Annotated in this window: 19 protein-coding genes; 5 read left to right on the forward strand and 14 right to left on the reverse strand. The window is 46.8% G+C overall.

Going from position 1 to position 19,674, the window contains the following annotated elements:
- Nucleotides 1-95: 95 nt before the first annotated feature.
- The 13 genes from NB463_RS19025 to NB463_RS19085 all read right to left on the reverse strand — a co-directional run bounded on the left by NB463_RS19025 (nucleotide 96) and on the right by NB463_RS19085 (nucleotide 13,792).
- Nucleotides 96-509, reverse strand: a complete 414-nt coding sequence (locus NB463_RS19025; RefSeq protein ID WP_249373393.1) for a hypothetical protein — start codon at nucleotides 507-509, stop codon at nucleotides 96-98.
- Between the two features lie 123 nt (nucleotides 510-632).
- On the reverse strand, nucleotides 633-1,553 hold the full coding sequence (gene cyoE, locus NB463_RS19030; protein WP_085343639.1) for a heme o synthase: 921 nt from the start codon (nucleotides 1,551-1,553) through the stop codon (nucleotides 633-635).
- A complete protein-coding gene (gene cyoD / locus NB463_RS19035; protein WP_170891832.1) occupies nucleotides 1,514-1,825 on the reverse strand; it encodes a cytochrome o ubiquinol oxidase subunit IV in 312 nt (103 codons plus the stop codon). Before cyoD ends, cyoE begins: the two co-directional genes overlap by 40 nt.
- The gene (gene cyoC, locus NB463_RS19040; RefSeq protein WP_170891834.1) at nucleotides 1,825-2,427 is read right to left on the reverse strand and encodes a cytochrome o ubiquinol oxidase subunit III; all 603 of its coding nucleotides are present in this window, start codon (nucleotides 2,425-2,427) and stop codon (nucleotides 1,825-1,827) included. Before cyoC ends, cyoD begins: the two co-directional genes overlap by 1 nt.
- Nucleotides 2,417-4,453 (reverse strand): cytochrome o ubiquinol oxidase subunit I, encoded by a 2,037-nt coding sequence (cyoB, locus tag NB463_RS19045; RefSeq protein ID WP_170891836.1) that lies wholly within the window; start codon nucleotides 4,451-4,453, stop codon nucleotides 2,417-2,419. The genes cyoC and cyoB overlap by 11 nt, the downstream gene beginning before the upstream one ends.
- A 5-nt stretch (nucleotides 4,454-4,458) precedes the next feature.
- Nucleotides 4,459-5,340 (reverse strand): ubiquinol oxidase subunit II, encoded by an 882-nt coding sequence (gene cyoA / locus NB463_RS19050; protein WP_005388604.1) that lies wholly within the window; start codon nucleotides 5,338-5,340, stop codon nucleotides 4,459-4,461.
- A gap of 791 nt (nucleotides 5,341-6,131) precedes the next feature.
- Entirely contained in the window at nucleotides 6,132-6,890 is a 759-nt protein-coding gene (locus NB463_RS19055) for an SDR family oxidoreductase (RefSeq protein ID WP_074190874.1), read from the reverse strand.
- A gap of 110 nt (nucleotides 6,891-7,000) precedes the next feature.
- Entirely contained in the window at nucleotides 7,001-7,906 is a 906-nt protein-coding gene (mmsB, locus tag NB463_RS19060; RefSeq protein WP_005390978.1) for a 3-hydroxyisobutyrate dehydrogenase, read from the reverse strand.
- A gap of 11 nt (nucleotides 7,907-7,917) precedes the next feature.
- A complete protein-coding gene (locus NB463_RS19065) occupies nucleotides 7,918-9,057 on the reverse strand; it encodes an enoyl-CoA hydratase/isomerase family protein (RefSeq protein WP_170891838.1) in 1,140 nt (379 codons plus the stop codon).
- An 8-nt stretch (nucleotides 9,058-9,065) separates the two neighbouring features.
- Nucleotides 9,066-9,851: an enoyl-CoA hydratase gene (locus NB463_RS19070; RefSeq protein ID WP_005390981.1), complete on the reverse strand. Its 786-nt coding sequence runs from the start codon at nucleotides 9,849-9,851 to the stop codon at nucleotides 9,066-9,068.
- A 38-nt stretch (nucleotides 9,852-9,889) separates the two neighbouring features.
- Complete coding sequence (locus NB463_RS19075; RefSeq protein WP_258430800.1) at nucleotides 9,890-11,044, reverse strand: acyl-CoA dehydrogenase family protein; 1,155 nt, start codon at nucleotides 11,042-11,044, stop codon at nucleotides 9,890-9,892.
- 19 nt (nucleotides 11,045-11,063) lie between these two features.
- Entirely contained in the window at nucleotides 11,064-12,557 is a 1,494-nt protein-coding gene (locus tag NB463_RS19080) for a CoA-acylating methylmalonate-semialdehyde dehydrogenase (protein WP_258430819.1), read from the reverse strand.
- A 23-nt stretch (nucleotides 12,558-12,580) separates the two neighbouring features.
- The gene (locus NB463_RS19085) at nucleotides 12,581-13,792 is read right to left on the reverse strand and encodes a thiolase family protein (protein ID WP_258430801.1); all 1,212 of its coding nucleotides are present in this window, start codon (nucleotides 13,790-13,792) and stop codon (nucleotides 12,581-12,583) included.
- Between the two features lie 277 nt (nucleotides 13,793-14,069).
- On the opposite strand from NB463_RS19085, the gene NB463_RS19090 reads away from it, so the two are divergent.
- The 5 genes from NB463_RS19090 (at nucleotide 14,070) to NB463_RS19110 (ending at nucleotide 19,093) form a co-directional block, all read left to right on the forward strand.
- Nucleotides 14,070-14,444, forward strand: a complete 375-nt coding sequence (locus NB463_RS19090) for a MerR family transcriptional regulator (RefSeq protein WP_012842485.1) — start codon at nucleotides 14,070-14,072, stop codon at nucleotides 14,442-14,444.
- Between the two features lie 66 nt (nucleotides 14,445-14,510).
- A complete protein-coding gene (locus NB463_RS19095; RefSeq protein WP_053808035.1) occupies nucleotides 14,511-15,680 on the forward strand; it encodes an isovaleryl-CoA dehydrogenase in 1,170 nt (389 codons plus the stop codon).
- Nucleotides 15,681-15,705: 25 nt separating this feature from the next.
- Nucleotides 15,706-17,316: a carboxyl transferase domain-containing protein gene (locus NB463_RS19100; protein ID WP_258430802.1), complete on the forward strand. Its 1,611-nt coding sequence runs from the start codon at nucleotides 15,706-15,708 to the stop codon at nucleotides 17,314-17,316.
- A gap of 29 nt (nucleotides 17,317-17,345) precedes the next feature.
- Complete coding sequence (locus NB463_RS19105) at nucleotides 17,346-18,185, forward strand: enoyl-CoA hydratase-related protein (RefSeq protein ID WP_005390997.1); 840 nt, start codon at nucleotides 17,346-17,348, stop codon at nucleotides 18,183-18,185.
- Entirely contained in the window at nucleotides 18,185-19,093 is a 909-nt protein-coding gene (locus NB463_RS19110) for a hydroxymethylglutaryl-CoA lyase (RefSeq protein WP_258430820.1), read from the forward strand. Before NB463_RS19105 ends, NB463_RS19110 begins: the two co-directional genes overlap by 1 nt.
- Before the next feature lie 8 nt (nucleotides 19,094-19,101).
- On the opposite strand, the gene NB463_RS19115 is transcribed toward NB463_RS19110, so the two are convergent.
- Nucleotides 19,102-19,653, reverse strand: coding sequence for a DUF2301 domain-containing membrane protein (locus NB463_RS19115; protein ID WP_258430803.1), 552 nt, complete (start codon nucleotides 19,651-19,653; stop codon nucleotides 19,102-19,104).
- Nucleotides 19,654-19,674 lie beyond the last annotated feature (21 nt).

Genomic DNA, 19,674 nt, shown 5'->3' on the forward strand with positions numbered 1-19,674 from the left:
ACAGGCGCACCTTAATGCCTCGTGGGCGGCAAAACTTTAATCTGGATTAAGGTTTAGTGAGATAAGCTTGTAAGCAAAGCAACTCAGCCGATTTCTCAGTTTACCTTCACTCTACATTCTGGGGGTAAGATCTTCTCTTTTTCGAATGAGACTTCACAATCCACAAGAACGCTTCCTCCCCCATGTAGGTAAAAGTAATCAAGCACGAAAAATACTTTATTATCACGCTCTCCATACTCTTCTACAAAAACGCCAGCACTCTGGTTGAAATCCAGTTTTTCATTATCTAGAGAAATGGAGGCAACTCGAAATACATCATTTATTTCATAATCTGAACGATTAATTGTATCGACTTCAATCACTGGATTAACCTCCATGTTGTGGATAATAAGCCTGACAAGAATATCTCCAATACGATAAGTTTCCACGGAGCTAACCGAGGACGGAACTTGGGCTAATACGTATGAAGAAATTGCAACAATTGAAAGAAGAGTAAAACGACGAAACATGAACCAAGACCATAGTTAGAAGGGATAATCATATTATCTCTTTTAGGCATGAATTCGAGTCTAGCAAAGCATGTAGCTCTCAGAATGGGAGCTACATAGAAGTGATATTAAAGAATTTCAAACTCAATAAATAAATGGCAACGGAATAAGCTCTAATCCTAGTACACCACTGATCCCCATCACCACTAGCAGTGAGACTTTAAACACCGACTTTGACCAAGCGATGTAGTTGCTGTCATCAATGCTGCGAAAGGTCACTTTCGTCCACATAAAGCAAACAACCGCTGCAACCGCTAAATATTCATACCCAGCTTCACCAAGTAAAAATAATCCCAGCGATACTGCCCCAAACGCCACGACATACGCTTTCATGTGTCGATGCGCTTTATGAATGCCTTCTTTAACTGGCAATACGGGAATCCCGGCTTCTCGGTAGTCTTGCATGCGGAACATGGCAATCGCGTACGAGTGCGGCATTTGCCAAAGACAGAACATGGTAAAGAGTAAAATCGCTTCCAAGCTAATGAAGTTTGTTACCGCCAAGTAACCCACCAATGGCGGGACTGCGCCTGAAATACTTCCCACTAAGGTTCCATACACCGAGTTACGTTTGTACCACATCGTGTAAAAGAACACGTAATACACGTAGCCAAGCAAAACGACGACAGCGGATAGCGGGTTCACTCGGATAAATAACAGTGCGGTGCCTACCAGCAATAAAGCAAGCGCATAAACAAACGCAATATCGATATTGATGTTGCCTTTCACGGTTTCACGATTTTGTGTACGTGCCATCTTTTGGTCGATATCACGATCAAAAATATTATTTACCACACAACCTGAAGCGATGACTAACCCCACACCAACTAACGTTGTAACGAACAACATTAGACTGGCTGGTTCTGTTTTTGCGGCGAGGAAGAACCCCGCCGCAACAGAAATCAGGTTGCCGAAAATAATGCCCGGTTTAGTAATAGACAAATAACTTTTCAGCATACCTTGGCCTACAACTTCATGTTGACGTTCATGTTGTAGATGATCCATACCGAGCCAGCGATAAGGATAAGTACAACAATGGCGGTAAACATCAGTGATACAAGGTTCCAACGTCCGTCGGATGTTTTTGTTTCCATATGCAAGAAGTATTTGAAGTGAACAAGTATCTGCACTAATGCACATCCAAATAGAATCGCATAGGTTGTTGTATCTGGTAATGATTTCGTCCAAACAAAGTAGAACGGAATTACCGTCAGAATCAGTGAGGCAATGAAGCCTTTCACGTAATCTGATGCACTGGTTTCTACATGTTGATCCATTACATTACCCCCAGTAAGTAAACGATGGTAAAGACACAAATCCAGACGATATCTAGAAAGTGCCAGAATAGACTTAGGCAGTTAAAGCGCATTGCCATATTGTCGTTCAGACCTTTCATCGACAGTTGGTGATATGCTACCGCTAACCAAATCAGACCAAAGGTTACGTGCAGGCCGTGCGTACCAACCAACGTAAAGAATGCCGATAGGAATGCACTTGTTTGTGGACCATAGCCTTCTTCAATCAGGTGATGGAACTCATAGACCTCCATACAGATAAAGCCAAGACCAAGCGCGAACGTTACTAACATCCAACGTTTGAGACCAGCAACGTTGTTGCGCTTCATCGCGATAATGCCAAAACCAAATGTGATACTGCTAAACAGCAGCAGCATGGTTTCGACAAACACGAATGGGAGTTCGAAAATGTCTTTACCTGTTGGGCCCGCAATTGAATTGCTCGACAACACAGCGTATGTCGCGAACAAGGTCGCAAACAGTACGCAGTCACTCATCAGGTAAACCCAGAAACCAAATAGCTTGTTGCCATTCGCGTCATGGTGGTGATCATGGTCGTGATGTGCTGCGATATTAGTTTGCATACGTCACCTCCAGATCATCTTTACTTTCGCTGTCTTTCACTGAGTTTTTCTTCGCTTCTTCAAGCTGAGCTCGACGCTCGGCCTCAATTGCTTTGATCTCTTCAACTTCCACGTAGTAATCCACGTCATCGTTGTAACTGTGCTGAATACACGTCACGATAATACCGACCAAACTTGCTGCCGCTAGCCACCAGATGTACCAAATCATGCCGAAGCCAAATAGGAGCGACCAAGCCGACACGTAGATGCCTGTTGCCGTGTTTTTTGGCATATGAATACGTTCGTATTCCACTTCTTTAGTTGGATCGAACTCGCCACTTTGTTTCTGGTACCAGAAGGCATCCAGCACATCACCTTTTGGCAGGTGTGCAAAGTTGTAGAACGGCGGTGGAGACGATGTTGCCCACTCAAGAGTACGACCACCCCACGGATCACCAGTTAGGTCACGGTTTTGCTCGCGGTCACGGATACTCACGTAAATTTGGATGAACTGAGACAATACGCCCAGCGCAATCACAACCGTACCTGCTGCGGCAATCGATAACAGTGGGAAGTATTCAGGGTTGATGTCTTGGCTTAAACGACGAGTCATACCCATAAAGCCCAGCGCGTAAAGCGGTAGGAACGCCATTAAGAAACCAATAATCCAAAGATAGAACGCACGTTTGCCCCAAGTTTCATTCATGGTGAAACCTGTCGCTTTCGGGAACCAGTAAGTGATCGCAGCGAAACATCCAAACACCACACCACCGATGATAACGTTGTGGAAGTGAGCAATCAGGAATACTGAGTTATGCAGAACGAAATCTGCGCCCGGAACAGCCATTAGTACGCCTGTCATACCACCAACAGTAAAGGTGATCAGGAAGCCCACCGTCCACATCATTGGCGTCGTAAAGCGGATGCGGCCTTTGTACATGGTGAATAGCCAGTTGAAGATCTTCACCCCTGTTGGGATAGAAATAATCATCGTGGCAATACCGAAGAAGGCATTTACGTTCGCGCCAGATCCCATCGTAAAGAAGTGGTGTAGCCAAACGACAAACGCAAGAATCGTGATAACTACGGTAGCCCAAACTAGCGATGTGTAACCGAACAACTTTTTACGTGAGAAGGTTGCGGTGACCTCTGAGAACACACCAAAAATTGGCAAGATCAAAATGTACACTTCTGGGTGGCCCCAAGCCCAAATCAGGTTGACGTACATCATTACGTTGCCGCCAAGATCATTGGTAAAGAAGTGCATGCCTAGGTATCTATCCAGCGTTAGCAGAGCGATAGTCACCGTTAGGATTGGGAATGAAATGATGATCAAAATGTTTGCACACAGAGACGCCCAAGTGAAAACTGGCATCTTCATCATTGGCATAGACGGTGTACGCATACGCAAAATGGTCGCGAAGAAGTTCACGCCTGTTAACGTCGTACCGACACCTGATATCTGCAGCGCCCAAATCCAATAGTCGACCCCGACTCCTGGGCTGGCCTCAATACCTGAAAGCGGCGGATACGCTAGCCAGCCGGTGCGACCAAATTCACCTAAGCCGAGAGACATGTTTGTTAGAATGACACCAACAACAAACAGCCAAAAGCTCAAGTTATTCAGATACGGGAAAGCTACGTCACGCGCACCAATCTGTAATGGCACGATGATGTTCATCAGACCAATAACCAATGGCATCGCTACGAAGAAGATCATGATCACGCCATGGGCAGTAAAAATTTGATCGTAGTGATGCGGTGGCAAGTAACCTGCTTCACCCGCAGAAGAAAGGAGTTGCTGACTACGCATCATGACTGCGTCAGCAAAACCACGAACAAGCATCACCATCGCTACTGCGATGTACATGAAGCCAAGTTTTTTATGGTCTACTGAAGTAAACCATTCATTCCACAAATATTGCCACTTTCCGGCTTTAGTTACCGCGTAAACTACGGCTAAACCAACCAGCGCCACAAACGCTAAGGTGATGACGATAATAGGTTCGTGGAATGGAACTGAATCAAGAGTTAATCTTCCAAACATTACGATTATCCTTGGTTTTCAGGCAAACAGTTCATTGAACCAGGATGCTGAGTCACAACGTCGGTGAACAAGAACGGAGGAACGCTAGAGAACAAAGTGACTGGCTCTGCGATACTTGGCGCTGCCAGTGAGCTGTATTGCTCCCAATCTTCAATACGATCAGGGCTCGCCTTCACTTTCTGCACCCAATTTAGGAACGCAGCACGATCAGACATTGCTGAAGCTGTGAACTTCATTTGCGAAAAGCCTTCGCCGCTGTAGTTCGATGCAAAACCCTTGTAGTCACCTTCGTGGTTCGCTATCAGGTTAAGCTTGGTAACCATGCCTGGCATCGCGTAGATCTGTGTACCTAAGCGAGGGATGAAAAACGCGTTCATGATGTTGTCCGAAGTCAGTTTGAACTGCACTGGCACATCTTTCGGGAACGCCACATAGTTCACCGTCGCAATGTTTTCTTCTGGATAGATGAACAACCATTTCCAATCGAGTGACACCACTTCGATGGTCATTGGCTTAACATCACTTTCCAATGGTTTGGAGGGCTCTAGTTCATGAGTCGAACGCCATGTGATCGTCGCAAGAATCGCAATGATGATGATTGGAATTGTCCATACCACCACTTCGATTTTGGTCGAGTGTGACCACTCGGGTGCGTACTCTTCTTCAGTGTTAGAGGCGCGGTATCGGTAAGCAAAGTAAATCGTCATTAGAATCACAGGGATTACAACGATCAACATCAGCAAAAGAGCAGTAATAATTAGCTCTTTTTCCTGCACACCAATGGCACCTTTGGGGTCAAGTAAAGCTGAATTACATCCTGAGAGCATAAGTATGACGGACGCCAAACTTCCCCTCGACAAGATGCGTTTATATCTTGAGGCTTCCATTAACTTTCTCGATGGTTGTCTGGTTTCAAAACAAATGCCAATCACAGTAAATAAGGGCTCAGAAACAGCGCAGGGGAAATGTTTGATAAAAAGGCAAAAATTTTGATAAGTAGTTATTCTACTTACAAATTTTTCAGCGCCGTTATCAAGCATCTTAACCAGCTAGAATGAACAATTACTTGCTACGATTGGTATCAAGCTAAGAACCAGTTGTTATAGTCATTAGAATGTTTATGTGTTGAGCATGAGTAACGTCGGGATCAGAGCGAAACAAAACGGAATTGAGTGGAGATCAAAACCACACTATTAGTGTGAGTTTATTGTTACACTTTGAAACACAATGTTACATTTGGCGCATTATGAGGAGTAAAAAGTTAAAGCTCATTAGCCACAACTGGAAACTAACCTTCCATTAATGAAACTCACACTCTTTCAATAGGACATTAACCTCAACACGAACTTCACGTGCTTCACAGTTAATGTCTTTTGAAACAGACAGTTGCAAATTCATTTTGATGAGACTGACTATCAACTGCATTTACATAGATAGCTTGAGTACGAAGGGGAAATTAAAAGCGGAAAATTGTGATCAATATCAAATTAATGATTTCACTTAGTATTTGAGTGGTATTTACTTCTCATTATTTACTTTTGGCAAACCATTCGCAGGGCGAATCCAAATATGAGTAATAAACACTTACGTTGCCCAGAACTGGCTCTCGGAAAAATAGGAAATGTTGAAAGGGAAAGAAGCTTGTCATTCCGGTCTGTGGGACCTAACCCTAGAGCTTTTACATACGAATGCCGCCATCCACTTCTAAAACTCTGCCAGTAAAGTAATCACTCTCAAGAATGTATTTTACTGCATGCGCGATTTCACTTGTTTCACCCATCCTTCCAATTGGGATCATCTTTTCTAGCCGTTCTATGGCTTCTGGTTTCATTTGCTCTGCCATCGCGGTATGTACCACACCTGGTGCAATCGCCGCCGCGCGGATACCGTATCTTGCTAACTCACGGGCCCACGTTGTCGCCATGGTTGCGACCGCCGCTTTAGATGCAGAATAATTGGTTTGACCGATATTCCCTGCTCTCGCGACACTAGAAATATTGATGATAACGCCTTGTGAACCGCTCTCAATCATCTTGACGGCAGCTTCACGCCCACACAAAAATGTCCCCGTAACGTTGACGTTCATGACCAAGTTGAATTGATCCAAAGACATCTTACTGATCACGCCGTCTTTTGATTTTACAAGTAACCCATCTCTTAGCACGCCAGCATTATTGACTAGCCCATTGAGTTGGCCAAAATCTTGGATAACCGCGTCAAACGTGTTTTCAACGTCGATTTCGCTCGTTACATCCACTTGATAAGTCAACGCTTTTGCACTCAGCATTCGGCACTGCTCTTGTGTTTCCATTAAGCCACTAGCGTTTACATCCAATAATGCTAAATCTGCACCGGCTTGAGCAAGCGTAATTGCCATCATTTGCCCAAGTCCTTGCCCTGCACCTGTAATGGCAATGACACTATTTTTAATATCCATAGTTACTGCACTCCATCGCTAATAATGTTCCCTATTTCAAGCCTGTTTCGGTGGTCCGAAATGATGAGTTTTACTTCACCATTTCAGACGGCTTTGTAGCAAAACTCAGTCTAGCCTTTCTTACTCTTGTAAAACTCAAACAAGCTTGAGAAGTCGAGCTCGCCGTGGCCGCTCGCGTTGTGGAAAGAATATAAATTACGCGCCAGTGAGCCCATCGGAACCGAAGAGTGTGTTTGTAACGCCGCATCTAACCCCAAGCCGAGATCTTTTAGCATGAGTTTGCTCATAAAGCCCGGTTGGTAATCGTTGCTGGCTGGTGCACTGTCCATCACGCCTGGGCAAGGGTTGTAAAGCTCCAATGCCCAATTTCGGCCAGAGCTTTGCAACATGATGTTTGATAACACTTTGGGATCGAGCCCATGATCGATACCTAGATTTAGCGCCTCGCACGTACCAGACATTAAAATGCCGAGCATCAGGTTATTACAGATTTTCGCCATTTGACCATCGCCCGCTTTACCGGCATGGAAAACATTTTTGCCCATGTACTGCAAAATGGCATTGGCTTTAGAAAATGCTTCATCCGAGCCACCAACAATAAAGGTTAATGTCGCCGCTTTAGCGCCGGCAACACCACCCGAAACGGGCGCGTCGACAAACAGCACGCGTTTATTTGCCGCTTCATTGGCGACTAATCGCGCAGAGTCCGGATCAATGGTTGAACAATCAATCATCAAGGTACTTGGCGAGACAAGATTGAGGACACCTACGCCGCCGTGTAAGTCACCAAGATACACGGAACGAACGTGAGAACCTGCTGGTAGCATCGTGATGACTGTGCTTGCACCATCCACGACTTCCTCAATAGAGCTCGCCACCACCGCACCAAAAGGTGCAAGTTGCTTTGCCGCTTCGCTATCGACATCAAATACTTGCACGTTAAATCCAGACGCTAATAAGTTTTGCGCCATCGGATGCCCCATTCTTCCTAAACCGATAAATGCGATGGTACTCATGATCATTCTCCTTATTGACCAAGTGTTTGTTCACCCAAATCAGCAAGCGGATGTTCGTCATCCGGCCAAAGTGAGGTAAACAAGGTATCGATGACATCTTCATCGACTTCACTGACACTGTTAAACATCCAGTTAGGTTCGCCATCCCGGTCAATAAGCCGAGAACGGACGCCCTCTTTAAACTCACCTAATAAGGCGCTGCGAACCGATAAACTCAGCTCCAAGCGGAAGCAATCTGCAAGTGGTAAGCTGTGGCATTCTTTCACTTGTCTGAAGCAAATATGCGCGGTGATCGGACTGCCCGCGGCGAACGTTTGTTTCGCGTTTTCTATCCACTGACTGTTCCCTTCGATAGCCATGACTCGCTGTGCTATCGCATTAAGATCAAAGCCTTTGCACGCTTCCTCTATCTGATCTAAGTATGGACAAATTTGCGTGGTTGGTTTGCTATCAATAACCTGTTCTTCCATTAATTGTAGTAGCGCAGTTACCAACTCTTTCGCATCTTCTTTGCCCCACTGGAGCCGCTTTAGCTCATCCAGTAAGGTGGGATACTGCTCTTCCAACAGTAACCAATCGGCCAAACCAATAGTGACAGCGTCACTTGAATTCACCATTGAACCTGTCAATCCGAGGAATAAACCCACTTGCGGATCTATATGGCTTAAAAACCATGTACCTCCCACATCGGGATACAGTCCAATATTAATTTCTGGCATAGCAAGGCGTGATGTTGTTGTCACAACTTTATGGCTGGTTCCCATAAAAAGTCCCATTCCACCGCCCATGACAATACCTTCTCCCCAACCGATAATAGGCTTGTTGTAAGTGTGAATTAGATAGTCACACTCATACTCCAACGCGAAATAGTCCGTACAGAACTCTACGATTTTTTCTTTACTCTCGTTATGCATGACGTGATACATAGCTCGAACATCGCCACCAGCGCAGAATGCTTTTTCACCAGCGCCAGTGAGTACCACACAAGTCACATGCGGATCGTCTTGCCACTTGATAAGCTGATCGTTAAGTTGGACTAACATGTCATACGTCAATGCATTCAATGAAGCGGTGTTGTCTAACGTTGCGATACCAATGCGGTGCACGCCATCTAAGCACTCTATTTCACTGATGGTTACCATCCCTGCCATGTGGCCTCCTATCGGTTTTTCCATTGCGGTGGGCGTTTTTCTAAAAAGGCGCGAACACCCTCAACTTGATCTTCCGTATCAAAAAGATTCAGAAACAACTCTCGCTCTTTCATTAAGCCGTGCTTAAGTGGCGCAGAGCGCATATTTTGAATGAGCGCCTTACATGCGGCGACAGAAGATGGTGACTGGTTCGCAACAGATTCAGCAAGCTCCAACGCTTTACTTAAAGCTTCGCCTTTGGGAACCAACTCCTCAGCCAAGCCTAGTTCTTTTGCTTTGTCAGCGCTAACTTGTTCTCCACATAAAATGATGCGCTTTGCCCAGCCTTCTCCTACTAACGCTGTGAGGTTTTGGGTACCGCCAGCGCAGGGCAAAAGTCCGACTTTGGCTTCAGGTAAAGCAAGTACCGCTTGCTCTTCAACTACTCGAATATCACAAGCTAATGCCACTTCTAAACCTCCGCCCATGGCGTAACCATTAATAGCGGCAATGGAAACACCACGGAATTCCGAGAGTGTTTCAAAAGCTTCACCAAAGCATCGCGCCATGTCTAACGCAACCGCTTTGTCACCATCAGAAAATAGCTTGAGATCCGCACCAGCAGAGAAAAACTTTTCTCCACTGCCGGTTAAAACCAGTGCGTAGACCTGCTTATCATTGTTAAGTGTGAGTATCAGCGATTTCAGTACCTTGAGGCTCTCTGCTGTCCACGTATTGGCTGGCGGGTTGTTCATTGTCACCACCGCAACGTGATTAGTGATCGTATGTTGAATGGCTTCTTGGGTTAATGGCATATCTGAATCCTTTCTCAATGAGCAAATCCAATACTTCGCTACAGCAAGGTCGACTCCTCAGAGAGCAAACGGCGCGCGATGATTAAACGCATAATTTCGTTCGTTCCCTCCAGAATTTGATGCACACGCACATCTCTGAAATGACGCTCCATTGGATACTCTTTGATGTAACCATAGCCGCCATAAAGCTGCAGCGCTTGGTCGCAAACCTGAAAGCCCACATCGGTTGCGAACCGTTTTGCCATCGCGCAATAAGCAGTGGCATCTGGGTCATTTCGGTCGAGCTTGCTGGCGGCATAGCGCACTAACTGCCGCGCAGCCGCTAGCTCTGTCGCCATGTCTGCTAATTTGAATTGTAAGGCTTGAAACTGCGCAAGCGGTTTGCCGAACTGCTTACGCTCCTGAATGTACTGTGTCGCCTGTTCAAGGGCCTGTTGAGCCGTACCGACGGAGCAGGTCGCAATATTTATACGCCCTCCATCAAGCCCTTTCATCGCAAAGACAAAACCTTGCCCTTCTTCGCCCAGTAAATGGCTAGCTGGAATAACGACATTCTCAAAAGTAACCGCTCGTGTTGGTTGACTGTTCCAACCCATTTTGGGTTCTTTGCGCCCATAGCTGATGCCATCTGCTTGAGCAGGAACGACAAATGCAGACACGCCTTTGGCACCCGCTTCTCCAGTTCTCGCCATCACGACCAAAACATCTGTCTCTCCTGCGCCAGAGATAAAGGTTTTGCCACCGTTGAGCACATACTTATCCCCCTTTTTTGTAGCGGAAGTGGTCAGTGCAGCGGCGTCTGATCCTGCGTTGGGCTCGGTTAAGCAATAGGAGCCTAACCATTCCCCCGTAACTAACTTCGGGCAGAACTGCGTTTTGGCTTCATCGGTAGCAAAACTGGCTATCATCCAACTGACCATGTTGTGAATCGTCATAAACGCCGTAGTGGACGTACATCCCATGGCCAGTTGTTCAAAGATAATTGAAGTATCTAAGCGACTCAGCCCTAGGCCACCTTGCGCTTCTGGAGTGTAGAGACTGAGAAACCCCAGTTCCCCCGCCTCTCTCAATACGTCTTTGGGGAAGACCTGTTTTTCATCCCAATCCGCCGCCATCGGCGCTAAACGCTCATCGGCAAATTGCTGAGCGGTATCGACAAATGCACGCTGATCTTCATTAAGTTCAAAGTCCATAAAAACTCCTTCTATTCACTCAGCGCAGTTGGATGGTCAAATTAGGCCCCGTTGGAATATCGTCATCAAACCAACGCGCCGTCACCGTTTTAGTCTCGGTATAAAAACGTACCGCTTGTTTACCATACGCATGTAAATCACCATAGAAACTGCCTCTCCAACCAGTAAAGGAGAAAAATGGTAAAGGGACTGGAATTGGCACATTGATCCCCACTTGACCGACTTGAATGTCATGCTGATATTTTCTTGCAGCAGCGCCATTAGCGGTAAATATGGAAGTGCCGTTCCCGTATGGGTTGCGATTCACTAACTCAATGGCTTCTTGTAACGTATCCACTTCCATGCAAACCAAAACGGGGCCAAATATCTCTTGGGTGTAAATCGACATATTCGCTGTTACACCGCTAAACAAGGTTGGGCCAATCCAGTTTCCATCGGGAAAGCCTTCCACTTCACACTGACTGCCATCCAGTTCACACACTGCGCCCTGCTGCTTGCCATCTTCAATTAGGTCTAATACGCGTTGTTTGGCTTGTTCACTGATGAGTGGACCATAAGCAGCCAGCTCATCGTCCCAAGGCCCTGGGTGTACTTTCGCCATTGCCTGTTTGAGGTCTGTAATCCATTGTTTTGAATCGCCGACAAATACCGCAACAGAAATTGCCATACAACGCTGCCCCGCCGCCCCAACGGAGGACCCCACTAGGTTATTCACCACTTGTTCCTTGTTCGCATCAGGCATGATCACCATGTGATTTTTAGCACCAGCAAAAGCTTGAACGCGTTTAAAGTGTTTCGTACCCGTGGTGTAGATATAACGGGCAACAGGAACCGAGCCAACAAATGACACCGCTCGAATGTCAGGATGAGCCAGCAGAAAGTCGACTTGGTCTTTGCGACCATGAACAATTTGCAACACTCCTTTCGGCGCGCCAGCTTGCTCAAATAGTTCGGCTAAACGAATAGAGGTCAACGGCACTTGTTCGGAGGGTTTAAGCACAAACGTATTGCCCGCCGCGATGGCGATTGGGAACATCCACAACGGAATCATGGCAGGAAAGTTAAACGGCGTAATGCCGCAACACACACCTAGGGGCTGAATCATTGAGTAACTATCAATATCCGTGGCAACGTTTTCGACGGTTTCGCCCATCATATTGCTGGCAATGTTTGCAGCCTGCTCAACAACCTCTATGCCTCGCCACACATCGCCTTTAGCATCCGCTAAAATCTTACCCGTTTCATGAGAAAGCAGTGTGGCAAGCTCATCATGATGTTCTTTGAGAAGGTGCTGATAACGAAGCATGACTCTAGCACGCTCGGATACTGCCACTTTCTTCCAGGATTGGAATGTCTCTTTCGCATTATCAATGGCGGTTTCCATCTCGTGATCCGTTGAGCAGGGAACGTACGCAATGACATCATTAGTGGCGGGATTGGTCACCTCAACCCAATCCGAAGTTTGAGATTCACGAAACTCTCCACCAATAAACAAGGGAACCAAACGAGTCATCATTTACTCCTTTCTGATTTCAATTAAAGCGGTATTTCAATGCCTATCGCCGTTGCCTCTCCACCACCGATACAAAGTGACGCAACGCCTCGCATCACTTTTTTGGCGTCTAGATCACCGTCGGTACCTAAAGCTTGTAGCTGACGCAAACTATGAATCAATGTCACCAGAATTCGTGCGCCACTTGCGCCTATCGGATGCCCGAGTGCACACGCTCCGCCTTTAATATTGACTTTGCTCATATCAAGCCCAAGTTCTACTACCGCGATTTGTGTCACGACAGCAAAGGCTTCATTGATTTCCCACAGATCCACTTCGTCAATTGACCAATCCAACTGGGACAACAACTGTTCAATCGCATAAACGGGAGCCAAAGTATATTCAGCAGGTTTTCTGGCGTGTGTGGCGTGAGACTTGATAACGGCGAGTGGCTCAAGACCTTGGTGGAGCGCAGTCTCTTCATCCATTAGAACAAGCGCTGCAGCGCCATCGGAAATCGCACTCGAATTAGCAGCGGTCACCGTGCCTTTTTTATCAAATGCAGGTTTGAGTTGAGGGATTTTATCCAGATCAACCGAGCGCGGGTGCTCATCGTAATCCAGCGTTCCTTGTTCAGACTTGGTGTTGAATTCAATCGGTGACAGCTCGTCTGCAAATAAGCCTCGCTCTTGAGCTTCCAACGCACGTTTTGCCGACATCACTGCCCATTCGTCCATTTGCTCTCTGGTGAACTTAAGCCTGTCTGCGACGTGCTGAGCATAAACACCCATTAAGTGCCCTTCGTACGCATCTTGCAATCCATCGAGAAACATGTGGTCATACGTCGACTGGTGGCCCATGCGCATTCCCTTTCTCGCCTCTTTCAATAAATACGGCGCATTGGTCATACTCTCCATACCACCAGCAATGGCCGTTCGAATCGTTCCAGCTTTGATAAGATCGTGCGCCAACATGACGCTCTTCATGCCGGAACCACACACTTTATTGATAGTCGTGCACCCTACACTCATGGGTAAATCCGCACCAATTGCCGCTTGTCTCGCCGGGGCTTGCCCACAACCAGCAGGGAGCACACATCCCATGAAAACTTCATCTACAGACGTCACATTCACTTCATGCGTCGCAGCCTTTATCGCTAGTGCACCTAATTGGGGAGCGGAGTAAGTTTGCAACTTTCCTTGAAAGCGCCCGATCGGCGTTCTTTTCGCGCTGACAATCCAGATGTCTTTTTCCATGATTCGCATTCCCTTGAGGTATATGTGAACACTAGACTGACTGATGACGCCCCTGCATGACATTACTCACCAAGTGCTACGCCAGTCTTTGTCGCCCTTTCTCACTGACAAACTTTCATACTGCGATTTCTTGACGTTTACGTAAGCATAGCACTAGCCTTTACAATGAGATGAAAAAACACACCAAGTAGGCGTTTATCTTTCAAAATTTGCGTTCGGCCTTTCCGTTGAAGGTTCGATTTCCAGAAACTGGATTTTTATTCGAGGTAAGTATGTTATGGAAAAATACAAGATCAGTGACCTCGCCAAGGAGTTTGATATTACCACTCGCAGTATCCGGTTTTATGAGGACGTAGGTCTGATTGAACCAGAGCGAAAAGGCAACATGCGCGTTTATCAACGCAGAGATAAAATTCGTCTCAAACTGATTTTAAGAGGGAAACGGCTCGGTTTTTCACTGGCAGAAATTCGTGAACTTTTCGAGCTCTATGACATGCAACAAACCGAAGGACAGTTATTGAAAATGCTCAATATCATTGAAGAGAAACAAGCCGTCCTACAACAGCAACTCAATGACATCAGCGTCGTAATGGCAGAGTTGAATGCCGCTAAAGAACGCTGTATTCAAACACTCAAAAGCAAAGAGACATAACCGCTATACTCAAATAGCGACGCTGCAATCGGCTTTTCCACCTTACCTCTGATATCGGGAGACGTTATGAAAAGCACCTACGCCCCACTCAATTTCGGACTTGGTGATACCATCGATATGCTCCGAGACCACGTTAATGCCTTTTCTACGGAACATATTGCTCCCATCGCCGCAGATATAGACCGCGATAACCAGTTTCCAAACCATTTGTGGCCTTTGTTTGGAGATATGGGGTTGCTCGGTGTCACCGTCGATGAAGAATTTGGTGGTGCAGGCATGGGATACCTCGCTCACGTTGTTGCAATGGAAGAAATCAGCCGTGCCTCTGCATCTGTCGCTTTAAGCTACGGCGCTCATTCTAACCTGTGCGTCAATCAGATCTTTCGCAATGGCACGCCTTCTCAACGCAAGAAATACCTTCCCAAACTCATTGATGGTACGCACGTTGGCGCCCTAGCTATGAGTGAGCCCAATGCCGGTTCAGACGTGATAAGCATGCAACTGAAAGCGGAGAACAAGGGTGACCATTTTGTACTGAATGGCAACAAAATGTGGATCACCAACGGTCCCGACGCTGACATAGTGGTGCTTTACGCTAAAACGGATGTCAGCGCAGGTTCGCGAGGTATTACCGCATTCATTGTTGAACGCAACGTCGAAGGTTTCAGCCATGCTCAAAAGCTGGACAAACTAGGTATGAGAGGCTCGAACACTTGCGAACTTGTATTTAACAATTGCGTAGTGCCGAAAGAGAATATTCTTGGCGAGCTGAATCAAGGCGTCGAGGTGTTAATGAGTGGACTAGATTACGAGCGCGTCGTCCTCGCTGCCGGACCACTCGGGATAATGCAAGCTTGCATGGACATTGTGGTCCCGTACGTACATGAACGAGAGCAGTTTGGAAAATCCATTGGCGAGTTTCAGTTAGTTCAGGGCAAGATCGCCGATATGTACTCTCGAATGAGTGCAGCAAAAGCGTATGTATATACCGTCGCAGCGGCTTGTGATCGAGGTAACGCAACACGCAAAGATGCCGCAGGAGCGATTCTGTACAGTGCAGAACTCGCCACACAAATGGCACTTGATGCAATACAGTTGCTCGGTGGGAATGGCTACATCAATGAATACCCTGCCGGTCGTTTGCTACGTGATGCAAAGCTTTATGAAATCGGCGCGGGTACCTCAGAGATTCGCCGCATGTTAATAGGCCGAGAACTGTTCGAAGAATCTCGCTAAAGGAACATACGACAAGGAAGTCATTATGGCCATTATCAAAAGTAAAACTAAGCCAACTGACGAGTTATTTCTTTCCAATAAAGCTGCGATGGAAACGTTGGTCACTCAACTGAATCAACATATCGAGACCATCAAACAAGGAGGCGGTGAAAAAGCCATTCAGCACCAGAGGCAAAAAGGAAAACTCCCCGCACGAGAACGCATCGCGCGCTTGCTTGATGACAACACTGATTTTCTTGAAATTAGCCAGTTTGCCGCCTGGCAAGTGTATGACGAATCCATCCCCTGCGCTGGCGTTATCGCCGGCATTGGTTTCATAGCGGGGATTCAATGTATGGTCATCGCCAACGATGCTTCGGTAAAAGGCGGAACCTACTACCCACTCACGGTAAAAAAACACCTTAGAGCGCAAGAGATAGCCCAACGTTGCCAACTCCCCTGCATATACTTGGTGGACTCCGGTGGCGCAAATCTCCCTCATCAGTCCGACGTCTTCCCCGACAAAGAACACTTTGGTCGCATTTTCTTTAACCAAGCGAGGATGTCAGCAAAAGGCATCCCTCAGGTTGCTGTTGTGATGGGGCTTTGCACTGCTGGGGGCGCATATGTTCCTGCCATGGCGGATGTGTCCATTATGGTCAAAGAGCAAGGCACCATATTTTTGGCGGGACCGCCTCTGGTGAAAGCGGCCACTGGCGAAGTCGTGACGGGTGAAGAGCTCGGCGGTGCAGACGTGCATTGTCGTAAATCTGGTGTTGCTGATTATTACGCTGAAAATGATGAGCATGCCCTAATGCTTGCCCGAGAAGCCATTGCCAATGCCAATGCCAATAGAGCGAAACCGATTAAGCCGGAAAACACCGTGCTACCTCCCCGCTACGATGCTGAAGAAATCTACGGAATCGTGAATGCCAACTTACGACTATCATTCGACGTCCGAGAAATCATCGCCCGCATCGTCGATGATTCTGATTTCGACGAATTCAAAGCCTTGTACGGCAGAACGTTAGTGTGTGGCTTTGCTCGCGTTCACGGACACTTGATCGGCATTGTGGCAAACAACGGCATCTTGTTTTCTGAATCGGCACAAAAAGGCGCGCACTTTATTGAACTTTGCGCCAAACGGAAAACACCGCTTCTCTTTCTCCAAAACATTACCGGATTTATGGTTGGGAAAAAGGTGGAAGAAGAAGGCATCGCAAAACATGGCGCCAAGCTGGTGATGGCCGTCGCTTGTGCTGACGTACCAAAGTTTACCGTAATCATCGGTGGGTCGTACGGCGCTGGCAATTATGGCATGTGCGGCCGAGCTTATGATCCAACCATGATGTGGATGTGGCCGAACGCTCGTATTTCTGTGATGGGCGGAGAACAAGCGGCAGGCGTCTTAACACAAGTTCGAAAAGACGCGAAGGAACGCCAGGGAGAAGCGTGGTCAGAGCAAGAAGAACACACTTTTAGAGAATCAATCATAGACTTGTATGAAACACAAGGACATCCCTATTTTGCGAGCGCTCGGCTATGGGATGACGGAATTATTGACCCCAAACAAACGCGTCAGGTGTTGAGTCAAGCGCTAACGGCAGCATTAAATGCCCCCATTCCTGATAGCGAGTTTGGCGTCTTCAGAATGTAAATATCCAGAGATAAATTAAGGAAGTAAGTATGCAGGAAATGCAACCAAGCATTATTCCCAACGCCCAAAGACAAGATGATGTTCTTTGGCATGTCGATGACAATGGCGTAGCGACCATCACTCTAAACAGAACAGCCAAGCACAATGCTTTTGATGCTTGTACGATCGACTTGCTGATCCACCGCCTAGATTATCTCGCTTTACGAACGGATGTGCGATGCTTGGTATTAAAAAGTAACGGCAAGCACTTTTCATCCGGGGCCGACCTGAATTGGATGCAGTCGATGGCCGACAGCACGAGGCAAGATAATTTCGTTGATGCCCAAAACTTGGCAAGACTCATGGAAACACTAGATTCGTTCCCTCAACCCACCATCGCGGTTGTACAAGGCTCCGCTTATGGCGGCGCGCTGGGATTGATTTGTTGCAGTGATATCGCCATCGCGAGCCAATGTGCCAACTTTTGCTTAAGTGAAGTTAAGCTTGGTTTAGTTCCGGCAACCATTGCACCCTACGTCATGCGCGCGATGGGGAATCGACAAGCTAGACGCTATATCTTAAGTGGTGAAGTCATTTCAGCCGAGGATGCCGAACGGTTTGGTATTGTGCATGAAGTGAAAGAAGCCAAACAACTTGAAAGTGCGGTCGATAGCGTGATCAAGACGTTACTACTTAATAGCCCAGATGCGATGCGTAAAGCAAAAACGCTCTGTCACCAATGTCATCAAAACCCGATCGATCAACAACTGATTCACTATACCAGCAAGCTCATTGCGGACATTAGGGTATCGCCACAAGGCCAAGATGGCTTGCAAGCGTTTCTTGAAAAACGAAGCCCAAGTTGGGTAACCAAATCACAGGACAAGTAATGCTGCCTTCCAAAGTAAATATTGTCGAAGTAGGTCCACGAGATGGGTTGCAAAATGAGTCTCCTGTTGCGACCCAGACTAAAATCCGGTTGATCAACTTACTCTCTGATACTGGGCTAACGCATATTGAGGCGGGCTCTTTTGTTTCGCCCAAATGGGTGCCACAAATGGCGGACTCAACAGAGGTCATGAAAGCAATAACAAGGCGAAATCATGTTACTTATTCTGCCCTGACACCAAACCTAAAAGGCTTCGAACAAGCCTTGGAGGCTGGTGCCAATCAGGTCGCAATTTTCACTTCATCATCAGAAGGATTCTGCCAACACAATATCAATTGCTCGATTGCAGAAAGTTTAACTCGCTTCGAGCCTGTAATGCGATTAGCCACCAAACACGGCATCCCTGTTCGAGGTTATCTATCCTGCGTTGCCGATTGCCCTTACGACGGTCCGACAGACCCTAAACAGGTAGCGAGCGTGGTCAAGTCACTCATCGATTTAGGGTGCTATGAAGTATCCCTAGGCGATACCATCGGCACAGGCACGCCAAATCGAATTGCAGCCATGCTGGAAGCCGTCATGTTGGTTACACCTCTCCCCCAACTTGCTGTCCATTTCCACGATACATGGGGACAAGCGCTCGCCAATATTCATCAAGCATTAAGTATGGGCATCAATACCATCGACAGTAGTGTAGCTGGGCTAGGTGGATGCCCATACGCTCATGGGGCCTCGGGGAATGTCGCGACGGAGGATGTACTGTATTTATGCCAAGGATTAGGGATCGAAACGGGGATCGACTTGGAGCTGTTAGCAAAAGCTGGCTGGATGATCAGCGAAGAGCTTAATCGAGAACCTACGTCAAAAGTATCGCTAGCTTTGCGTAACCGTATGACATCTCTAACATAAGACGTTTATTAAACCTCGTAGTTTGCTTTAATACCAATATCAAAATGAAGTGGCATCCGCCACTTTGATATAGACAGGAAACCCATAATTAAGCCAGACAACCCTGTTGCAATATTCGCTACCGTCAGTATTTCGAAACAAAACGCAAAGGTTGCGATGGCAAGTAGCACTGGCACCGCTTTCAAGCCTGGAACTTTAAAACAAAAGGACTCTTTCAGCGCCACACCGGAAAAAGTGACAAAGACAAAACCAAGAGAAAGCCACACGCGGGATAAGTCTGGATCGCTCACCATGAAGAGCAGTCCCACCCAAGTTGACCAGCTGATGACAGTACGCACAGTTTTACTGTAGACATGGATATTTGCTGCAGTTAATACACCTGCAATGGCGATGATCAGCAACACATTTCGATCATAAAATGCCGAACCTTCAATAAGGTGCAAACCCGATATCGTCATCGCGATAAGTCCAAAGGCAAATACGCTAATTCCTAAACGGTATAAACAGACACTTAAAATATCTAAAAAGTCTAGTGATTCCTGATACTCAGTATTGGCCATGCTTCACTCCTAAATTGTTCC

The organism is Vibrio sp. RM-41-2B, assembly GCF_024744415.1.
Lineage (GTDB): Bacteria > Pseudomonadota > Gammaproteobacteria > Enterobacterales > Vibrionaceae > Vibrio > Vibrio diabolicus.